Raw genomic sequence first — 17337 nt, forward strand, 5'->3', positions numbered from 1 at the left:
GTCATGCGATTGACCGAGGTGGTCGGGCGCGTGCTCGACCTGGACCCCGCGGAGCTCACCGACGACTCCAGCAGGGACACCATCCTGAAGTGGACGAGCATGCACCACGTCAAGCTGCTGGTCGAGATCGAGTCCGCCTACGGCATCCGGTTCTCCAACCCCGAGATGGCCTCGATGCAGACCATCGGCGACGTCCGGGCAAGCCTGCTCAGGCACGGGGCGGAAGTCTCGTGACCGCCCCGCAGCTTCCCCTGTCCCGCAACAACTCCACCACCGTGACCCGCCGCACGCACCGGATGCCCGCGCCGCGGTGGCGGTCCCTGCGAGACCAAGCCGACCGCGCCGGCAGCACACCGTCGGCCGTGCTGCTGTGCGCATACGCGCGCACCCTGGGCGGCTGGTGCCGCGACCAGCGGTTCTCCATCGGACTGCCCGACGGCTACCGCGCCGAGCTGGACGTCGACCCCCGGCGGAGCTTCCTCGACTGCGCCAAAGACCTCCGGATCGGCCCCGGTGAACCCTTGTCCATCGCCTTCAGCTCCCGCCTGGACGACCGGACCGCGGCGCCCAGGACGACCGAACGGCTGTGGCACGAGGTCTCCCCGGACCGCGAAGACCTCCTGCTCACCTGGGAATCCCTGGACGAGCAGTTCGCCCCGGACGTGGTCGACGGTCTGGTCTCCGCCCACCTCGCCCTGCTCGACCGGCTGGCGCACGACCCGGAGTCGTGGACCGGACCCGCACCGGAAATCCTGCCCGCCCGCCAAGCGCGCGTCCGGGACCGCGTCAACGACACCACCGTGCCCGTCGACCCGGTCCTGCTCCACGAGCCGTTCTGGCGTCAGACCACCCGCACTCCCGACGCCTCCGCCGTCATCACCTCGGGCCGCACCGTCACCTACCGGCAACTGCGCGCCGCCGCCCACCACCTCGCGAACCGCGTCACCGGACCGGGCACCCGCGTGGCGATCGTGATGGACAAGGGGTGGGAACAGGTCGCTGCCGCACTCGGCATCCTCGCCGCCGGAGCCGCCTACGTCCCCGTCGACCCCGGCGTCCCGGCGGACCGCCTGCACTACCTGCTCCACCACGCCGGCGCGACCGTCGTCCTCACCAAGGCCGGGCGCAGCGACCTCGACTGGCCACCCGACACCACCGTTGTCGGAGTCGACGACACGATCCTCGACGGCGACTCACCGGACGAACCGCCCACGCTGCAAGGAAACCGCGACCTCGCCTACATCATCTACACCTCCGGCTCCACCGGTCGCCCCAAAGGCGTGATGATCGACCACCTCGGCGCCGTCAACACCGTCACCGACGTCAACCGCCGCTGGCAGGTCACCGCCGCCGACCGCGTGTTCGCCTTGTCCGCACTGGGATTCGACCTGTCCGTCTACGACATCTTCGGCCCTCTCGCCCTCGGCGGTGCGCTCGTCATGCCCGACCCCGGCACCACCCGCTCACCGTGGGAATGGACGGAAGCGATGAGCGCCCACCACGTCACGATCTGGAACACCGTGCCGGCACTGATGGAGATGCTGGTCGAGTACACCGCCAGCCGCAGGATGCGCCTGAACGACCACCTGCGCCTGGTGCTGATGAGCGGCGACTGGATCCCCGTGTCCCTGCCCGACCGCATCAGGTCCCTGGCGCCGCCCGACCTCACGATCGTCGGGCTGGGCGGAGCGACCGAAGCGTCGATCTGGTCCAACTTCCACCCGATCGGAGACGTCGACCCCGCCGCGCCCAGCATCCCCTACGGCACACCGCTGGCCAACCAGACCTTCGAAGTCCTCGACCCCGCCCTGCGCCGCGTACCCGACTGGGTTCCCGGCGAACTCCACATCGGCGGGCTCGGCGTCGCGATGGGCTACTGGCGCGACGAGGACAAGACCGCGCAGTCCTTCATCCGCCACCCGCGCACCGGCCAACGCCTCTACCGGACCGGCGACATCGGCCGCTACTTCCCGGACGGCACCCTGGAATTCCTGGGCCGGGAGGACTTCCAGGTCAAGATCCACGGCTTCCGCGTGGAACTCGGCGAGATCGAAGCCACCCTCCTGACCCACTCCGAGGTGACGGCCGCGGTCGTCACCGCCGTGGACACCGACGACACCGGCAAGCGCCTCGTCGCCTACATCAGCCCGTCCGACATCGACCCACAGGCGCTGCGCCGCCACCTGACAACAACCCTGCCCGCCTACCTCGTCCCCGACCACATCATCCCGCTGGACTCCTTCCCACTGTCCTCCAACGGAAAAGTAGACCGCGCGGCGTTGCCCGACCTCTGACCCCCACCGACGTGGCGAAAGGCCTTCCGGTCGGCCTCAACCGTCCGCCGTCCGCCGTCGCGCGACCCGGTGCGCCAGGAAGGCGAGCACCAGGTGTGCGGCGGCCCCGACTCCGGCGATCACCAGCCCGAACCGATAGCCAAGTCCGATGTGGACGGACAGACCGGCGACCACGACCGCCACGACCCAGGGCCGGGCGCGGTGTCTGTTCACGCGTCACCGCCGGGCTTCACCGCGCGCACGCAGTGCAGCAGCGCTCCGACCCGTTCGACTGCGTCGACGGCGAACCCCACGTCGGTGAGCAGTGGCGCGATCCGCTCCACCGGGTTGTCCCGCATCGCCGAGCCCGCCACCGCGCCGACCAGGTGACGTGCGAGATGCCCGCGCGGGGGCGGGAAGTCGGCGATCAGGACCCGTCCGCCGGGTGTGAGGACCCGGAAGACCTCCGCGAACGCCGGCGCGCGCAGGTCTTCCGGGATGTGGTGCACGGCCAGGCTCGACACGACGACGTCGAACGACGCGTCGGCGACGTCCAATGCCTCGGCCCGGCCCACCCGGAACGTGCACCCCGCCACTTCCCGGAGCCGTCGAGCCTGCTCGACCATCTGCTCCGAGACGTCCACACCCACCGCGCATCCGCCGGGCCGTGCCGCCTCGGCCGCCAAGGCGGTCAGGAAACCCGTGCCACAGCCCACGTCCAGCACTCGATCGCCAGGTGTGACGCCCGCCAGCGCGACCACCCGCGCGTACGTCGACCGGCGACGTCCGGCGAACGCCACCGTCGCCAGCGCCTCGTAGGCCCTGGCACGTCCGATCGCGCCCGGTGCGTCCACGCGCCGCTTGCCGTGCAGCAACTGCCCGAGGTTCATCGGACACCTCCCAACTTAGTGGTCACTAAGAACATGCTGATAACTTAGTGGCGACTAAGCAGGGAGGCAAGGCCTGCCGAGGAGGTAAGGGCGACCGTCCTCGGCGCTCACAGGTAGAACGCGTACCTGCCATGAAGGCGCAGTTCCTCCGCGAGGCACTCCGCGCTGGACTCCGTGTCGACCAAGCGGAACGGCAGGGGAGAGGGCACGTACGACACCGCACCGGGCTGGGCGTCAAGAGTTGACGACTTACTCTGTGTATCTGTGATAGGACTCAAAGTGACTCGCTCAGTATGGTGAGGTGGTGTCCTCGACCACCTCCCGGAGCCTGCGCCAGGTGGTCGTCATCCTGCTGAGCGTTCTGCTGGGCCTCGGGGTGTTCGGCAGCCACGAGCATTCCCCGAGCTTCCCCAACCACGGCGTAGACCACAGCGCCGACCACGACGCGCACGACGACGCACACCACGACGACGCGCACGACGACGCACAGGAAGACGCGCACCACGACGAGGACCACCTCAGGCACCACGACGAGGACCACGCCGCCGGCGACGACCTGTGGCCCCACCATCACGGCGTGGCGATCCTGGGACAGCGGGCCGGGGGAGAAGCGCCCGGCGGGCACGGAGGAGAACCGCACCGTGCCCCGGTCCGCTCCGAAGCGACACCGGCGGAGAGCCAGTCCACCCGCTGTCCGGCGCCCACCGAGGTCTCGACGGTTCCACACCTCCGGTCGCACCCGTCGGAGGCCCGCCTCGACACCCGAGACGGAACCACCACGAGGGCCAGTCCCTCGGGAATCGACCTGCTGACACTGGTCTGCGTGTCCAGGCGCTGAGCGGCCCCCGAGCCGTCAAACACCCCCGCCGCCGCCTCCCTGCCCGAGGCGTCGCGGCCGAACACGGCCGCGTGCGCCCGGCACGAGCCGGTGTGGCGAGCTCGGTTCCGGTCGACCGCTCTCCTGCCGAACCCTGCCTGTGTAAGGGGACACCTCACCATGTTTGCTGCTTCCTCCGTGGTCGGCGAACGTCGTGTTCGCGACGACCACCCCCTATCCCCGGCGCGCCTGGTGCTCACGGCGACCGCCGCGCCCTGCCACACCCCGGCCGGGGTCGTGGGCAACACCCCGGTCCTGTGGATCGGCGAGCCGTTCACCGCGGAAGGCCGAGGCTTCTGGGCCAAGCTCGAAGGCCACAACCCCGGCGGCATCAAGGACCGCCCGGCCCTGCACATGATCGAACGCGCCCGTGAACGCGGCGACCTGGCGCCCGGCGCGCCGATCGTCGAGTCCACCAGCGGCACGCTGGGCTTGGGCCTGGCACTGGCCGGCATCGTCTACGGCCACCCGGTCACCCTGGTCACCGACCCCGGCATGGAACCGATGATGGTGCGGATGCTGTGCGCCTACGGCGCCGTGGTCGACGTCGTCGGGGAACCCGATCCGGTCGGCGGCTGGCAGGAAGCGCGCCGCCGTCGCGTCCGGGAACTCCTGCACGCCCAGCCGGGCGCGTGGTGCCCCGACCAGTACCACAACCCGGACAACGTCACCGCGTACGGACCGCTGGCCACCGAACTGGTGGCGCAGCTCGGCCGGGTGGACGTGCTGGTCACGAGCGTCGGCACCGGCGGGCACTCCGCCGGCGTGAGCCGACTGCTGCGCCGCTACTGCCCACAGTTGAAGGTGGTCGGCGTCGACACCGTGGGGTCGACCATCTTCGGCCAGCCCTCCGGCAGCCGGTTGATGCGCGGCCTGGGCAGCAGCATCTACCCGCGCAACGTCGACTACCGGGCGTTCGACGAGATCCACTGGGTCGCCCCGCCCGAAGCCGTCTGGACGTGCCGCGAACTCGCGGCCAACCACTACGCCAGCGGCGGGTGGAGCGTCGGCGCGGTCGGCCTCGTCGCCGGGTGGCTGGCCCGGACCTGCCCGCCGGAGAACCGGATCGCGGCGATCTTCCCGGACGGGCCGCAACGCTACTTCGACACCGTCTACAACGACACCTACTGCCACACCCACGACCTGCTCGACCGCGTCCCGGCCGCCCACCCGGAGCGGATCGCCCACCCCGGCGAGCGGGTGGTGGACCGCTGGACCCGGTGTGCCACCGTCACCGACCCGGTCACCGATCCCCGGCTCGCCCACCTGGGAGCACGGCGGTGACCGGCACGTGGCGGCAGTTCCGCTCCCTGCCCGGCGGCGTCCGACTGCTGGCGGTGAACCAGTTCGGCATCAACCTGGGTTTCTACATGCTCATGCCGTACCTGGCCAACCACCTGTCATCGGGACTCGGCATGGCAGCGTGGACCGTGGGGCTCGTGCTCGGCGTGCGGACGCTGAGCCAGCAGGGCCTGTTCGTCGTGGGCGGCGCGCTGGCCGACCGGTTGGGCTACAAGCCGATGATCGTCGCCGGGTGCGCGCTGCGCGCGTTCGGCTTCGCGTTGCTGGGCCTGGTGGACACCCTGCCCGCCCTGCTGGTCGCCTCGGTCGCCACCGGGCTCGCGGGAGCGTTGTTCAACCCCTCGGTCCGCGCCTACGTCGCCGCCGACGCCGGACCTCGGCGGGTCGAGGCGTTCGCCGTGTTCAACGTCTTCTACCAAGCGGGCATCCTGATCGGCCCGCTGGTCGGACTGGCGTTGATGACGACGGACTTCCGGGTCGTGTGCCTCGTCGCGGCGGCGGTCTTCGTGTTGCTGACCGCGTTGCAGATCCGGTCCCTGCCCGCACGTGCCGAGCGGCGCGACCAGCCCGCCGGGGTCCGCTCGGACTGGCGGACCGTGGTGGGCAATCGCGCGTTCCTGCTGTTCTCGCTGGCGATGATCAGCTCGTACGTGCTGTCCTCGCAGATCTACCTCGCCCTGCCGTTGCAGGCCGCACACGCCCTCGGACCGGACCTGGGCGACACGGGGAGCAGTGTGCTGTTCGCCGTGTCGGCCGTGGTCGCGGTGATCGGCCAAGTACGGCTCACCGAGTGGATACGCGCCCGCTGGGCCGCAAGCCGCGCCGTGACCGCCGGCCTGGCGCTGATGGCCGCGTCGTTCCTGCCCTTGGCGTGGACCGCGGGCCTGTCCGGCGGGCTGTGGGCTCTCGTGCTGGCTCTCGTGACGACAGTGCTGCTCACCCTGGGCACCGCGGTGGCCTATCCGTTCGAAATGGACACCATCGTCACCCTGGCCGACGGACGACTCGTGGCGACGCACTACGGCTTCTACAACACGTTGTCCGGAATCGGCATCACGCTGGGAAACCTGGCCACCGGCTGGGCCTGGGACGTCGGCATCGCGCACGACCGGCCATCTCTGGTGTGGATAGCCCTCACCGCAACGGGAACGGCCGGCACCGCGGCACTCGTGCTCCTGCAACGCGCCGGACACCTCCCGACGCGAAACACCCCCGAACCCACGCCCACGGAAAGGACGACCACCCGATGACCCGCGCACCGACGCCGGCGGACGTGCGCGAAGCCGCCGCCCGGCTCGCCGGAACAACCACCCGCACGCCGGTCCTGCACGCCCCGGCACTCGACCCCCACACCGCAGGTCACGTGCTGCTCAAATGCGAGAACCTGCAACGCACCGGGTCGTTCAAGTTCCGCGGCGCCTGCAACGCCGTCGCACGACTGGACGACGACGACCACGCACGCGGCGTGATCGCGTTCTCCTCCGGCAACCACGCCCTCGCGGTGGCGCCGGCAGCCGCAGCCGCCGGAACCACGGCACTGCTGGTCATGCCTTCCGACGCCCCGCCCGCCAAGCACGCCGCCGTGCGCCGACTGGGCGCCGAGGTCGTCACCTTCGACCGTTACACCGACGACCGCTTCGCCATCACGGCGAGCCTGGCCGCCGAACGCGGTCTCACCGTGATCCCGCCCTACGACCACCCCGACGTGATTGCCGGCGCGGGAACCACCACCACCGAATTCCTCGACCAGGCCGGCGACCTGGACGTGCTGGTGTTCCCGCTGGGCGGAGGAGGCCAACTGGCCGGCGCGACACTGGGCCTGGCCGACCACAAGACCCGCCTGGTAGGAGTGGAAACCGCGGTCGGAGACAAGAACCGCCGTTCCCTCGACGCAGGCGAACGGGTCCGGATCCCCGTGCCGCACACCATCGCCGACGGCGTCACCGGGGAGGTCCCGGGAGAACTCACCTTCCCGCTCATCCAACGCCGGGTGGACGACGTCCTCGTAGTGGACGACGACGAGATCCGAGCCGCGATGCGCCTGCTGTTCGAGGAGGTGAAACTCGTCGTCGAACCGTCCGGCGCCCTCGCCGTCGCGGCCCTGCTCGCAGGTCCCATCCACGCACCGGGCGCACGCGTCGGAGTCGTGCTCTCGGGCGGCAACATCACCCTGGATCGACTGCACCACTTGTTGAACTGACCGCTCAACGGCTCCGCACCGGACCAACCCCGCCCGGTGCGGAGCCACACGCTTGCCGTGCCGGCTGAATCGACCGCCACCGGCCGCCGCGGATCCGTACGCGATCGACCCACTTCAGCCGCACGCGAGGAGTGGTCCGGCGCAGCACAGCGGTCTCGTGCCGCGGCACCAGCAGCAGAGTGTCGAAGACGCCCACGAGCGCGAGGTGTTCACGCTCGTCGCCGCCTGCATGTCCAACGCCAAGATCGCCCAACACGGTCGCCACGCACCTGACAGCCGCACCACCACGGGCGCGACCCCACCGGATCGGGCACCGACCGGCGGTGACGACGTCGGCGGAAACCTCCGTGATGAGCGTCAGCAGGGCTGATCACCCGAGGACGTGGCGCCGGGACTAGCTGGAGGTGTCGGGGCGGTCGGCCAGGCCCAGGCGGAGGTGTTCGCTGTGGTAGACGGCCTCGTCCAGCAGTTGCGCGACGTGGTTGTCGTAGAGGCTGTAGACGATGCTGCGGCCGGTGCGGGTGCCGGTGACCAGGCCGAGGTTGCGCAGCAGCCGGAGTTGGTGGGAGACCGCTGACTGCTCCATCCCGATCGCCTCGGCGAGGTCTGTGACCGGGCGGGGGCCTTGCCGGAGTTCGGTGAGGATCAGCAGACGGCTGGGAGTGGCGAGGGCCTGCAGGGTGGTCGCCACATGCGCCGCCGCTTCGGCGTCGAGCCGGGCCGCCGGTCGATCGCGGCCCTGCACACCGTGTCCCATGAGGCGCAGTCTAACTCACAGCAGTATGCATGAAGACGTCTTCATGTGTTCTGTTATGGTCGGCTCGACCGCCTGCCGTCCCTCGGAGGTAACCCGTGGCCACGCCGTCCACCGCCGCACCGACCCGTCCGACACCCGCCCGGCCCGCGGTGCCGGTGCGGCGGACGCGGCTGTTCGCGTTGCCGGAGATGCGGTGGGCCGCCGCGGCGCTGGTGCTGTTCCTGGCCGGGCTGGCCGTGCAACTGCTCGGCGGACCCGAGTGGTTGTGGTGGGGGCTGTATCTGGCCTGCTACGCGACCGGCGGCTGGGAGCCCGGCTTGGCCGGACTGCGGGCCCTGCGCGAGAAGACGCTGGATGTGGACCTGCTGATGGTCGTGGCGGCGATCGGCGCGGCGGCGATCGGACAGGTGATGGACGGCGGCCTGCTGATCGTCATCTTCGCCACCTCCGGCGCTCTGGAAGCACTGGCCACCGCCCGCACCGAGGACTCCGTGCGCGGCCTGCTGGATCTCGCGCCGGACACCGCGACCCGACTCACCCCGGCCGGCGACGAGGAGACGGCCGACGCCGCAGACCTGGAGATCGGCGATGTCATCCTCGTCCGACCGGGTGAGCGGGTTTCCGCCGACGGCACGGTCGTGGCCGGAGCCGGCGAAGTGGACCAGGCCACCATCACCGGCGAGCCGCTGCCGGTGGACAAGGCGGTCGGCGACGAGGTGTTCGCCGGGACACTCAACGGCACCGGCGTCCTGCGGGTGCGGGTGGACCGCCGGGCCGAGGACTCGGTCGTGGCGCGCATCGCGAGCCTGGTGGAGCAGGCCGGCCGGACCAAGGCCCGCACCCAGTTGTTCATCGAGAAGGTCGAGCAGCGCTACTCGATCGGCATGGTCGCCGCCACGATCGCCGTGTTCGCCATCCCGCTGCTACTGGGAGATGCGCTGCAGGACTCCCTGCTGCGGGCGATGACCTTCATGATCGTCGCCTCGCCCTGCGCGGTCGTGCTGGCCACCATGCCGCCGCTGCTGGCCGCCATCGCCAACGCCGGCAGGCACGGCGTGCTGGTCAAGTCCGCGGTCGTGATGGAACGACTGGGAACCACCACACGGGTGGCGTTCGACAAGACCGGCACCCTCACCCGCGGCACCCCCGAACTCGCCGACATCCGCCTCCTGCCCGGCACGCCGTTCACCACCGAGGAACTGCTGCGGCTGGCCGCAGCGACCGAGCACCCCAGCGAACACCCGCTGGCCACCGCGATCGTGCGCGCCGCCCGTCAACAGCGCCTGGAGCTGCCCATGGCCCACGAGTTCTCCGCACAACCCGGACGAGGCGTGTCCGCACTGGTCGAAGACCGCTTCATCCAGGTCGGATCGCCGCACACGCTGCCGGCCACCGACACCACACCCGAGGTCGCGGCGGCCGTCGACTCCCTCCAGCAACACGGCCACACCGCGGTCGTCGTGCTGTGCGACCACCGACCGGTCGCAGTGCTGGGCATCACCGACCAGCTCCGCACCGAGGCCGCCCCCACCGTCGCCGCAGTGACCCGCTTGACCGGCGCCCCGCCGGCCCTGCTCACCGGCGACAACCACGCCACCGCCACCCTGCTCGCCGGCCAGGTCGGCATCACCGACGTGCGCGCCGGACTGCTGCCCGACGACAAGGTCACCGCCGTCCGCGAACTGGAAGCCGACGGACAACGAGTGACCGTCGTCGGCGACGGCATCAACGACGCCCCGGCCCTGGCCGCCGCCCACACCGGCATCGCCATGGGCGGCGCCGGCTCCGACCTGACACTGCACACCGCAGACGCCATCGTCGTCCGCGACGACCTCACCACCATCCCCGCCGTCATCGCCCTGTCGCGCCGCGCACGCAGGGTCGTCATCGCCAACCTAATCATCGCCGGCACCTTCATCGCCGGCCTGGCCCTCTGGGACCTCATCGGCACCCTCCCGCTGCCACTCGGCGTCGCCGGACACGAAGGCTCCACCGTCATCGTCGGCCTCAACGGCCTGCGCCTGCTCCGCCACGCCGCCTGGCGCCGCGCCACCGAATCAACGCGCTGAAAACACGGTCCCACCCAAGACACATGACCGTCCACATAGGAATCTCCGCCCGACAGCGCGAAGCAGTCCGAACAGGATCCGACCGCGCCTAGACACGGCACCTGCGTACAGGAACTGCCCCGACTCCGGCAACACATCCGGCAGGCCCTCACAACTCGCGTGGTTCGCCGAGCTCCCAACCGAAGCGGCACAGCACGTCATCGACGTCGGAAGTGAAGAAGGATTCACCGAATGGGGCCGTAAGTACGGGGCGATGATCCGGTTGTGGCGCAACGCCTGGGACGAGTTCGTGCCGTTCCTGGACTACGACGTCGAGATCCGGCGGATGATCTGCTCCACCAACGCGATCGAGTCGCTCAACGCCCGCTACCGCCGGGCGATCCGCGCCCGCGGGCATTTCCCGACCGAACAGTCCGCGATGAAGTGTCTGTACCTTGTCACCCGCAGCCCCGACCCGACCGGGACGGGCCGCGCCAGGTGGACGATGCGCTGGAAGCCCGTGCTCAACGCCTTCGCCATCACGTTCGGTGACCGCTGGCCGAACGCCGAAACCTACTGATCAACAACGCCGGACACACCGATCACGAGATAGGCCCGGGCCAGGCGGCAGAGTCGGTGAGCATCCGCAGAATTCCTGCCGTGTCCGAGGCGATGGGGACACGGTGGCAGCCGTGGCCGATGGCCGAGGGCGCCCGGTGGCGCTGCGGCTACCGGTCACCGCGCAGGTAGCGGGTCACCATGGCGACCAGTTCGTTCTCGAACGCCTCGACGGGAGCGGCCTGCGGTGCGGCCATGAACTTGTGCGTGTTCATCTCCACGGTGAACAGGATTATCTCCGCTGCGAGTTCGGGGTCGGCCACGCGGCTGTCGGGGTGCCGGACGACGACATCGCGGACCTGGGCCGTGCGCAGCTTTCCGTGCCGTTCGATCGTGTCGAGCAGTTCCTGGGAGACCGACGCTTCCTCGATCATCACCCGGAGCAGCCGGGGATCGTCGCTGTGGTTGTCGATCGCGTCGCGGATCAACGCCCGGACCGTCGTTTCCAGCGTTCCCGGTGAGAGGTCGAGATCGTCGGCGCCGGTCCAGGTGCCGGGGTCGATGTGCTGGATCAGCAGTTCGGCGAGGATGGCCTCCTTGTTCGGGAAGTACTGGTACAGCGATCCGATGGAGACGCGGGCGCGCTCGGCGATGCGGTTGGTGGTGCCGGCGGCGTAGCCGTGCTCGGCGAAAACGTGAGCAGCCGCGGTGAGGATGCGCTTGCGGGTGAGTTCGGCACGCACCTGGTGGGGCTTGCGACGTGGCTCTAGACGTCGGTCCGCGGACGGCATCGCGGTCCTCCTCCGTGGCGGTAAAAGCGAGTAGCCAAGAACTGAGCTAATGCTCACAATATAGCTATGAAGTGCGTAAACACAAAACAACGCGGTGCCTCGTGATCCACAGGGCGCGTGTGCGAACCCACTGGTTCAGCCGCGACGCCGTCCTGGCCCAGCGGCCGGGAGCCGTCGTGCTGGAGGCGGTTCGCTCCGCGGCGCCGCCGCCCGGCCGGGTCTACGCGTGGGTCGCGGGCGAGTCCCGGCCGGCCACGTCTGTGCGGCGGCGCCTGGTCAACGACCGCGGCGTGCCGAAGGCGGACATCTCGTTCGCGGGCTACTGGCGGCACGGCTGGTCCGCGCCGGGGTGGAGGGGATTCCGATGCGGTTGAGCACGTTCCACCGCATGACGACGGTCGACGAGGTCGAGGCAGTCATCGGGCGGCCTCCGGCGATGATCATGCTGAAGCAGATCAGCGCCCTCGATGAGGGCTGCCGGACCATCCTGGCGCACTGCCCGCTCGCGGGCTTCGGCTACCGCGACGCCGACGGCGTGAGCCGCACGACGTTCGTCGGCGGCACACCGGGATTCGTGCGCGTCCACTCACCCACGCGGATCTCGTTCCCCCTGCCCGATGGCGAGGCGCACGGTCCGGTGTCGTTCGTCTTCCTCCTGCCGGGCGTCGGGGAAACGTTGCGCGTCAACGGTTGGGTGGCAAAGCGGAAGGGCGTCGAGACGTTCGTGGACGTCGAGCAGGCGTACGTGCACTGCGCCCAGGCCGTCATCCGCTCGCGCCTGTGGCTGCCGCCCGCTCCCGCCGAACCGGCATCGGAGGTCGAGGGCGACGGTCCGTTGCGCGGTCCAGGCGTCGCGGACTTCCTCGCCGCCGCACCATTTCTCGTGCTGTCCACTTGGGACGGTGCAGGTGGGAGTGACACCAGTCCGCGCGGGGACCAGCGGACCGTCGCGCGCATCCTCGACGGCCGGACGCTCGCCATCGCCGACCGCAAGGGCAACAAGCGCGCCGACAGCCTCCACAACCTCCTCCAGGACGACCGGCTCTCGTTCGCAGCCCTCGTCCCGGGCCGGACCGGCGTGCTGCACGTCCGCGGCCGAGGCTCGATCACCGACGATCCCACGCTGCTGGAGACGATGGCGTTGCGCGGGACGCCCCCGCACGCCGCGCTGCTGATCGACGTCGAGCACGCCGAAGTGACCGCCGGCACCGCCGTGGCGCGCTCGCGGATCTGGGCGGCGGCCACCCATCTCGACCGCGGCACGGCACCGGACTTGATGGTGCTGACCGGGGACCACCTCGCCGCGAACATGGCCGAGGTCCACGGAGGTGTGCTCGCGCGGGGACTCGGAATCGTCGCGAGGATCCCGGGGATCGGCCGGGTGCTGCGGCTGGCCATGAACGTCGCCTACCGGTCCGGACTGAGGAAGGAAGGCTACGAGGACGTTCAGGTCGGCTCGCGACCGAAGCCGCCCGCCGTCGAATCCGAGGCGGCGCAACGGTTGCGGGAGGTGCGCGTGACCGAGGTGCGCCGGGAAACGCCGAACGCGGTCACCCTCGTGCTGGAGGACACCGAGGGTCGGAGTTCCTTCGACTTCCGGCCAGGACAGTTCTTCACCCTGGTCACGGACATCGACGGGCGACCGGTGCGACGCGCCTACTCCGCCTCGTCGGCACCGGGGAGCTCGCGGCTGGAGGTCACGATCAAGCAGGTCGAGGGCGGTCGCTTCTCGACCCACGTCCACCAGAACCTCGTTGCCGGTGACCGATTGTCCCTGCGCGGTCCGTCCGGGGGCTTCCACGCCGATCCGGCGGCGGCGCACGACATCGTCCTGGTCGCCGCGGGCAGCGGGGTCACGCCGGTGATGAGCATGATCCGCACGCTGCTCGCCACATCGGGGACTCGCCGGATCGCGCTGCTGTACAGCAACCGCAGCGAGGAGGAGGTCATCTTCGCCGACGACCTCCTCCGATTGGCGGAGGAGAACCCGGATCGGCTGTCGGTCACGCATGTCCTGACGAGGGAACGAGGACGGCTCGACGCCACGGGTGTCCGCGACTGGCTCACCGAGGTGCGGCCATCCGACGACGCCAGGTTTTACACGTGCGGGCCTGAGGCGTTGATGGACACGGTCCGCGGTGTCCTGACCGAGCGCGGAGTGCCGGACGACCGCGTGCACCAGGAGCGCTACACGAGCGGGGCGGACACGATCGCCACGGTGACCGCGCCGCAGCAGATGATCGTCGAGGACGGGGCGCACGAGGTCGGATCTGTGGTGGTCGAGCCCGGCCAGACGCTTCTCGACGCCGGGCTCGCGGCGGGGCTGCCGATGCCGTACTCGTGCACGGTCGGCAATTGCGGGGACTGCATGGTGAAGCTCCGCGGCGGGCAGGTCGCGATGAACGAACCGAACTGCCTGACACCGCGACAGAAGGCCGACGGTTACGTCCTGACGTGTGTGGGCTGTCCGCTGTCCACGGTCACCCTGGACATCACCGAGCCCTGACGGACAGCCACGCAGTCATCGGCGGGCGTTGGACGGCTCGCGTGAGGTCGCTGAAGTCCGCCGGTATGTGGCCAACCGCCCTACCTGGCTCCCGCGGCGCGCCTGGCTCGCCGGGGCAGCTCCGCGAACGCCGTGCGCCAGGGTCATTGCGTTGTGGAGTAGCTGCTGGTCACGGCGGTGATCAGGTCGTGTGATCGGCGGTTGGCGCGTCGGAGGGCGCGGGCGATGTTGGTGTGGCCGTTGGTGCGGTGCCAGCCGATCGCGGTGTTGCGCAGAGTGGCGATGACGGCGGGGCCGGTGCCGGTTCGGGCTTGGTGGGAGTCTTCACGGAACGTCACGTCGCGGACGTGGTGGACCTGGTTCTCGATGAGCCATTCGCGGCGGATCCAGTCCTGCAGATCGACCGGCAGGGCGTCGCCGGCGGGCAGGGACACGGTGAAGTACGCGGTTTCGCGGGTGGTCTTCGTGCCGGTGGTGCGGCTGCGGGTGATCCGGACGGCCTGCTCTGCGTGGGGGAACGCGATGCCGCCGGGAGTGTGCGGGGTGACGGCTTTGACGGTGCGGGTCTCGCGGCGTCCGTGACCTCGGTCGCGAGTGCGGTCCCCGACGGGGATCTTGGGCCAGGGCAGGGATTTCAGTTGGGTGAACAATGTCGGCTGGTTGCCCTTCACCGCGGTCATCAGGTGGGCTCCGCGGGTGGCGACCTGGTGGGCGTGGCCGGCTTGGGTGTGCAGTGCGTCGGCGACGAACACCACGCCCTCCAGGGTGCCCACAACCCTGTGGACGGCGTCGAGAAGCGGGGTGAACGCTGGAATCTCGTTCGACTTCGCGTTCACGGTGACCTGGGCCAGGACGATGCCGGTGTCTGTGTCCAGGGCGGAGAGCAGGTGGACCTGTCGGCCGTCGTCGAGGCGGGCGCCGCGCAGGGTTTTGCCGTCCACGGCGATGACATGGCGGTGTCGGCGTGGACGGACCGGCGGTGATCGCCGGGCGCGGGTGGTGAGCCAGCCGGCGAGGACGGTGGCCAACAGGTCGGCGTCGAGGCGGGTCAGCAGCCGCCACATCGTTGTGCCGGAAGGGATGCGCTCGAAACCGAGCCGGCCACGGGCATCGCTGTCGAGATCCTGTATCCAGTCGGTGATCGCCGCGAAGGACGACGCCCCGGCCAGGACCGCGCAGACCGCAATCATGAGCAATGCCGACAGTGGGTAACGGATCCCGCGCGGGTCACGCGGGTCCGGGACCTTCGCCAAAGCGTCCAGCAGACCGCCATGCTCGCCGTCGGCGACGGGCGCTGGTAGCCGGTCAAGGGTGGGTGTGGTGACGGTCAGTGCGGTGATGAGAGATGATGTCATCGGCGGGTGAGGTCTTCCTCGGAGTCGTGAAGCGTCGCAACTCCATGATCACCGATGCGGTCTCACCTGCCGCTCCCGCCTCCATGAAGGCCCTTCGCTCCGCAAACTCGCAGCTCAGAGCCTTGCTTTCTGACTACGCAATCGCCCTGCGCCGTGCGCAGCTCCGGCGGGCCGGTCGGCCCGACGGCACCTGGGGGAGCAGGTCGGGCTTCTCGTCGGAGAAGGCCGCGGAAGAGTGGGGGTCGGAGCAGGAGACACTGATTCGACGGAACATGTGGATCGACCCCCCGCGACGCGGAAATGCCGTTCGTCGACTTTGTCACTGAGTGGTTCGACGCGGTGGCGCCCAGGCTGGAGCCGAACACGCAGGCGAAGTACCGGTCCCATCGGGACAACCAGTTGATCGAGTGGGGCCTGTGGCCGATGATCGGCATCTTCAACGGCTACATCGAGATCGAGAAGTGGCTGTCGAAGTTGCACGACGAGTACGCCGAGCTGTCGGTCGCGTCGTTCTTCGCGTCGTTCTCCACGATCATGAACGCGGCGCGGCGATGCGGCTCTACGAGTCGGAGATGGGCCTGGCGGGATTCACCTTGTGCCTGGTCGGCGGCTACACGGGCGCGCGGTGGGGCGAACTCGTCGGCCAAGAGCGCCACGACCACGACCTGCGTGCGATCGACGTGCGCTATCCGTTGAAGGAGGTCAACGGGCGGCTGATGAAGGCGGGTTCGATCGCCGCGTCCTCGACGCCGACGGCCCGGCCGGATGTGCCGTATGTCACGCCGAGGAGGTCCAGGGGGAAGCGTGGACGGACCAAGACGCCTGCGGGTACCCGGTGGCTGCGGCTGCCGCCCAGCATCACCGTGTTCTACGAGTCCCTGCTCGACGGTCAACCGGGGTCCTTCGCGTTCACCCCGCCCGAAGGCGGGCTGCGGCGGGGGAACTTCCGGCAGCGGTTCTGGCGGCCGGCCTGGGACGGGCGCAAGCCGGACCGTCCGGAGGTCGCCGGTCACGTGCCGCCGATCCTGCCGTGGTTCACGTTCCGTGAAGCACGTCACATCCATGCGACGTGGATGGCCGAGGACGGCATCCCGGAGGTGGCGCGGCGGGCACGGCTGGGGCAGAAGATGAAGGGGATCGCCCGCACCTACGACCATGTGACGGAGGTCATGCTGATTCAGATCAACGACTCGCTCGAACGACGCCGGGCGGCCTCGTTGCTCGCGCTCCACCGGGACGAGCGGGACCGAATCATCGGATGGTTCCCCACCTGGCGTGACCGTGGTGGAGGAGGCACGAACGCTACCGTCACCATCGCCGTTTCATCGCCATTGATCTTGCACGACATGCAGGAAGCCCGGCCTCAAGATTGAGTACCGGGCTTCCGACCTGCATAGTTCGCTGGTGGACGATACTGGGATTGAACCAGTGACCCCTACCGTGTCAAAGAGGCCGGGGTCCGGCTCCGACCTGCGTAAACCGAGGTCTGCGCAGGTCGGAGCCGGTCGTTCCTTCTGGTTGTGGCGCGCGGCGACGGGTTCCACCCGGTTCCCGTCGCCGCCAAATCGCCATTTGATCTTGCTTGTGGTTGGTCGATCAGCGAGTAGCTCATCGGACCTCCGCGTGGGTCGGTTGGCTGCTACCTCCGATGACTCGATGCGGTCGTAATCGGTCCTCCCGCTGCTGAAGCTCCGCCACCGCTCGCACGACGCTCCTCCCGGTGGACCGGGCAAGCGCGAAATTGGCCCGAACCGGTACGGATGTCCGCCAAGGTGATCCT

The 17337-nt window shown here is 69.7% G+C and carries 16 protein-coding genes and 1 pseudogene; 12 read left to right on the forward strand and 5 right to left on the reverse strand.

The window, feature by feature from the left end; genetic code table 11:
- The first annotated feature begins 3 nt into the window (after positions 1 to 3).
- Complete coding sequence (locus ACQPZF_RS16780; protein WP_433272594.1) at positions 4 to 234, forward strand: acyl carrier protein; 231 nt, start codon at positions 4 to 6, stop codon at positions 232 to 234.
- Positions 231 to 2294: an amino acid adenylation domain-containing protein gene (locus ACQPZF_RS16785; RefSeq protein ID WP_433272596.1), complete on the forward strand. Its 2064-nt coding sequence runs from the start codon at positions 231 to 233 to the stop codon at positions 2292 to 2294. Before ACQPZF_RS16780 ends, ACQPZF_RS16785 begins: the two co-directional genes overlap by 4 nt.
- 36 nt (positions 2295 to 2330) lie before the next feature.
- Here ACQPZF_RS16785 and ACQPZF_RS16790 read toward each other — a convergent pair whose 3' ends face one another.
- Positions 2331 to 2507: a hypothetical protein gene (locus tag ACQPZF_RS16790; RefSeq protein WP_433272598.1), complete on the reverse strand. Its 177-nt coding sequence runs from the start codon at positions 2505 to 2507 to the stop codon at positions 2331 to 2333.
- On the reverse strand, positions 2504 to 3163 hold the full coding sequence (locus ACQPZF_RS16795) for a class I SAM-dependent methyltransferase (RefSeq protein ID WP_433272599.1): 660 nt from the start codon (positions 3161 to 3163) through the stop codon (positions 2504 to 2506). Before ACQPZF_RS16795 ends, ACQPZF_RS16790 begins: the two co-directional genes overlap by 4 nt.
- 304 nt (positions 3164 to 3467) lie before the next feature.
- Between ACQPZF_RS16795 and ACQPZF_RS16800 the strand changes: the two genes are divergently transcribed.
- The 5 genes from ACQPZF_RS16800 (at position 3468) to ACQPZF_RS16820 (ending at position 7912) form a co-directional block, all read left to right on the forward strand.
- Positions 3468 to 4001 carry a hypothetical protein gene (locus tag ACQPZF_RS16800; RefSeq protein ID WP_433272601.1) on the forward strand — a complete coding sequence of 178 codons (534 nt, stop codon included), beginning with the start codon at positions 3468 to 3470 and terminating at the stop codon, positions 3999 to 4001.
- 159 nt (positions 4002 to 4160) lie between these two features.
- A complete protein-coding gene (locus ACQPZF_RS16805) occupies positions 4161 to 5324 on the forward strand; it encodes a PLP-dependent cysteine synthase family protein (RefSeq protein ID WP_433272603.1) in 1164 nt (387 codons plus the stop codon).
- On the forward strand, positions 5321 to 6592 hold the full coding sequence (locus ACQPZF_RS16810) for an MDR family MFS transporter (RefSeq protein WP_433272605.1): 1272 nt from the start codon (positions 5321 to 5323) through the stop codon (positions 6590 to 6592). Before ACQPZF_RS16805 ends, ACQPZF_RS16810 begins: the two co-directional genes overlap by 4 nt.
- Positions 6589 to 7542: a pyridoxal-phosphate dependent enzyme gene (locus ACQPZF_RS16815; RefSeq protein ID WP_433272607.1), complete on the forward strand. Its 954-nt coding sequence runs from the start codon at positions 6589 to 6591 to the stop codon at positions 7540 to 7542. Before ACQPZF_RS16810 ends, ACQPZF_RS16815 begins: the two co-directional genes overlap by 4 nt.
- A gap of 157 nt (positions 7543 to 7699) precedes the next feature.
- Entirely contained in the window at positions 7700 to 7912 is a 213-nt protein-coding gene (locus tag ACQPZF_RS16820) for a hypothetical protein (RefSeq protein ID WP_433272609.1), read from the forward strand.
- A 24-nt stretch (positions 7913 to 7936) separates the two neighbouring features.
- Here ACQPZF_RS16820 and ACQPZF_RS16825 read toward each other — a convergent pair whose 3' ends face one another.
- Positions 7937 to 8299 (reverse strand): ArsR/SmtB family transcription factor, encoded by a 363-nt coding sequence (locus ACQPZF_RS16825; protein ID WP_433272611.1) that lies wholly within the window; start codon positions 8297 to 8299, stop codon positions 7937 to 7939.
- 95 nt (positions 8300 to 8394) lie between these two features.
- Between ACQPZF_RS16825 and ACQPZF_RS16830 the strand changes: the two genes are divergently transcribed.
- Both ACQPZF_RS16830 and ACQPZF_RS16835 read left to right on the forward strand, forming a co-directional pair.
- Positions 8395 to 10368: a heavy metal translocating P-type ATPase gene (locus ACQPZF_RS16830; protein WP_433272612.1), complete on the forward strand. Its 1974-nt coding sequence runs from the start codon at positions 8395 to 8397 to the stop codon at positions 10366 to 10368.
- Between the two features lie 226 nt (positions 10369 to 10594).
- Positions 10595 to 10927 (forward strand): annotated as a pseudogene (locus tag ACQPZF_RS16835) (transposase); the annotation flags it as partial.
- A 148-nt stretch (positions 10928 to 11075) separates the two neighbouring features.
- On the opposite strand, the gene ACQPZF_RS16840 reads toward ACQPZF_RS16835, so the two are convergent.
- Entirely contained in the window at positions 11076 to 11696 is a 621-nt protein-coding gene (locus ACQPZF_RS16840) for a TetR/AcrR family transcriptional regulator (RefSeq protein WP_433272614.1), read from the reverse strand.
- A gap of 101 nt (positions 11697 to 11797) precedes the next feature.
- Between ACQPZF_RS16840 and ACQPZF_RS16845 the strand changes: the two genes are divergently transcribed.
- Positions 11798 to 12070 carry a siderophore-interacting protein gene (locus tag ACQPZF_RS16845; RefSeq protein WP_433272616.1) on the forward strand — a complete coding sequence of 91 codons (273 nt, stop codon included), beginning with the start codon at positions 11798 to 11800 and terminating at the stop codon, positions 12068 to 12070.
- Between the two features lie 14 nt (positions 12071 to 12084).
- A complete protein-coding gene (locus ACQPZF_RS16850; RefSeq protein ID WP_433272618.1) occupies positions 12085 to 14202 on the forward strand; it encodes a 2Fe-2S iron-sulfur cluster-binding protein in 2118 nt (705 codons plus the stop codon).
- A 143-nt stretch (positions 14203 to 14345) separates the two neighbouring features.
- On the opposite strand, the gene ACQPZF_RS16855 is transcribed toward ACQPZF_RS16850, so the two are convergent.
- On the reverse strand, positions 14346 to 15557 hold the full coding sequence (locus tag ACQPZF_RS16855; RefSeq protein ID WP_433261511.1) for an ISAs1 family transposase: 1212 nt from the start codon (positions 15555 to 15557) through the stop codon (positions 14346 to 14348).
- 416 nt (positions 15558 to 15973) lie between these two features.
- Here ACQPZF_RS16855 and ACQPZF_RS16860 point away from each other — a divergent pair, with 416 nt between their 5' ends.
- Positions 15974 to 16930, forward strand: coding sequence for a hypothetical protein (locus tag ACQPZF_RS16860; protein WP_433272620.1), 957 nt, complete (start codon positions 15974 to 15976; stop codon positions 16928 to 16930).
- The last annotated feature ends 407 nt before the right edge of the window (positions 16931 to 17337 follow it).

This window comes from Actinosynnema sp. CS-041913, from assembly GCF_050942485.1.
Lineage (GTDB): Bacteria > Actinomycetota > Actinomycetes > Mycobacteriales > Pseudonocardiaceae > Actinosynnema.

Bases quoted from the DNA above. Each gene is read 5' to 3' on its own strand.
- ACQPZF_RS16780 (WP_433272594.1), top strand. From the start codon at position 4: ATGCGATTGACCGAGGTGGTCGGGCGCGTGCTCGACCTGGACCCCGCG.
- ACQPZF_RS16805 (WP_433272603.1), top strand. From the start codon at position 4,161: ATGTTTGCTGCTTCCTCCGTGGTCGGCGAACGTCGTGTTCGCGACGAC.
- ACQPZF_RS16850 (WP_433272618.1), top strand. From the start codon at position 12,085: ATGACGACGGTCGACGAGGTCGAGGCAGTCATCGGGCGGCCTCCGGCG.
- ACQPZF_RS16815 (WP_433272607.1), top strand. From the start codon at position 6,589: ATGACCCGCGCACCGACGCCGGCGGACGTGCGCGAAGCCGCCGCCCGG.
- ACQPZF_RS16840 (WP_433272614.1), bottom strand. From the start codon at position 11,696: ATGCCGTCCGCGGACCGACGTCTAGAGCCACGTCGCAAGCCCCACCAG.
- ACQPZF_RS16825 (WP_433272611.1), bottom strand. From the start codon at position 8,299: ATGGGACACGGTGTGCAGGGCCGCGATCGACCGGCGGCCCGGCTCGAC.
- ACQPZF_RS16855 (WP_433261511.1), bottom strand. From the start codon at position 15,557: ATGACATCATCTCTCATCACCGCACTGACCGTCACCACACCCACCCTT.
- ACQPZF_RS16795 (WP_433272599.1), bottom strand. From the start codon at position 3,163: ATGAACCTCGGGCAGTTGCTGCACGGCAAGCGGCGCGTGGACGCACCG.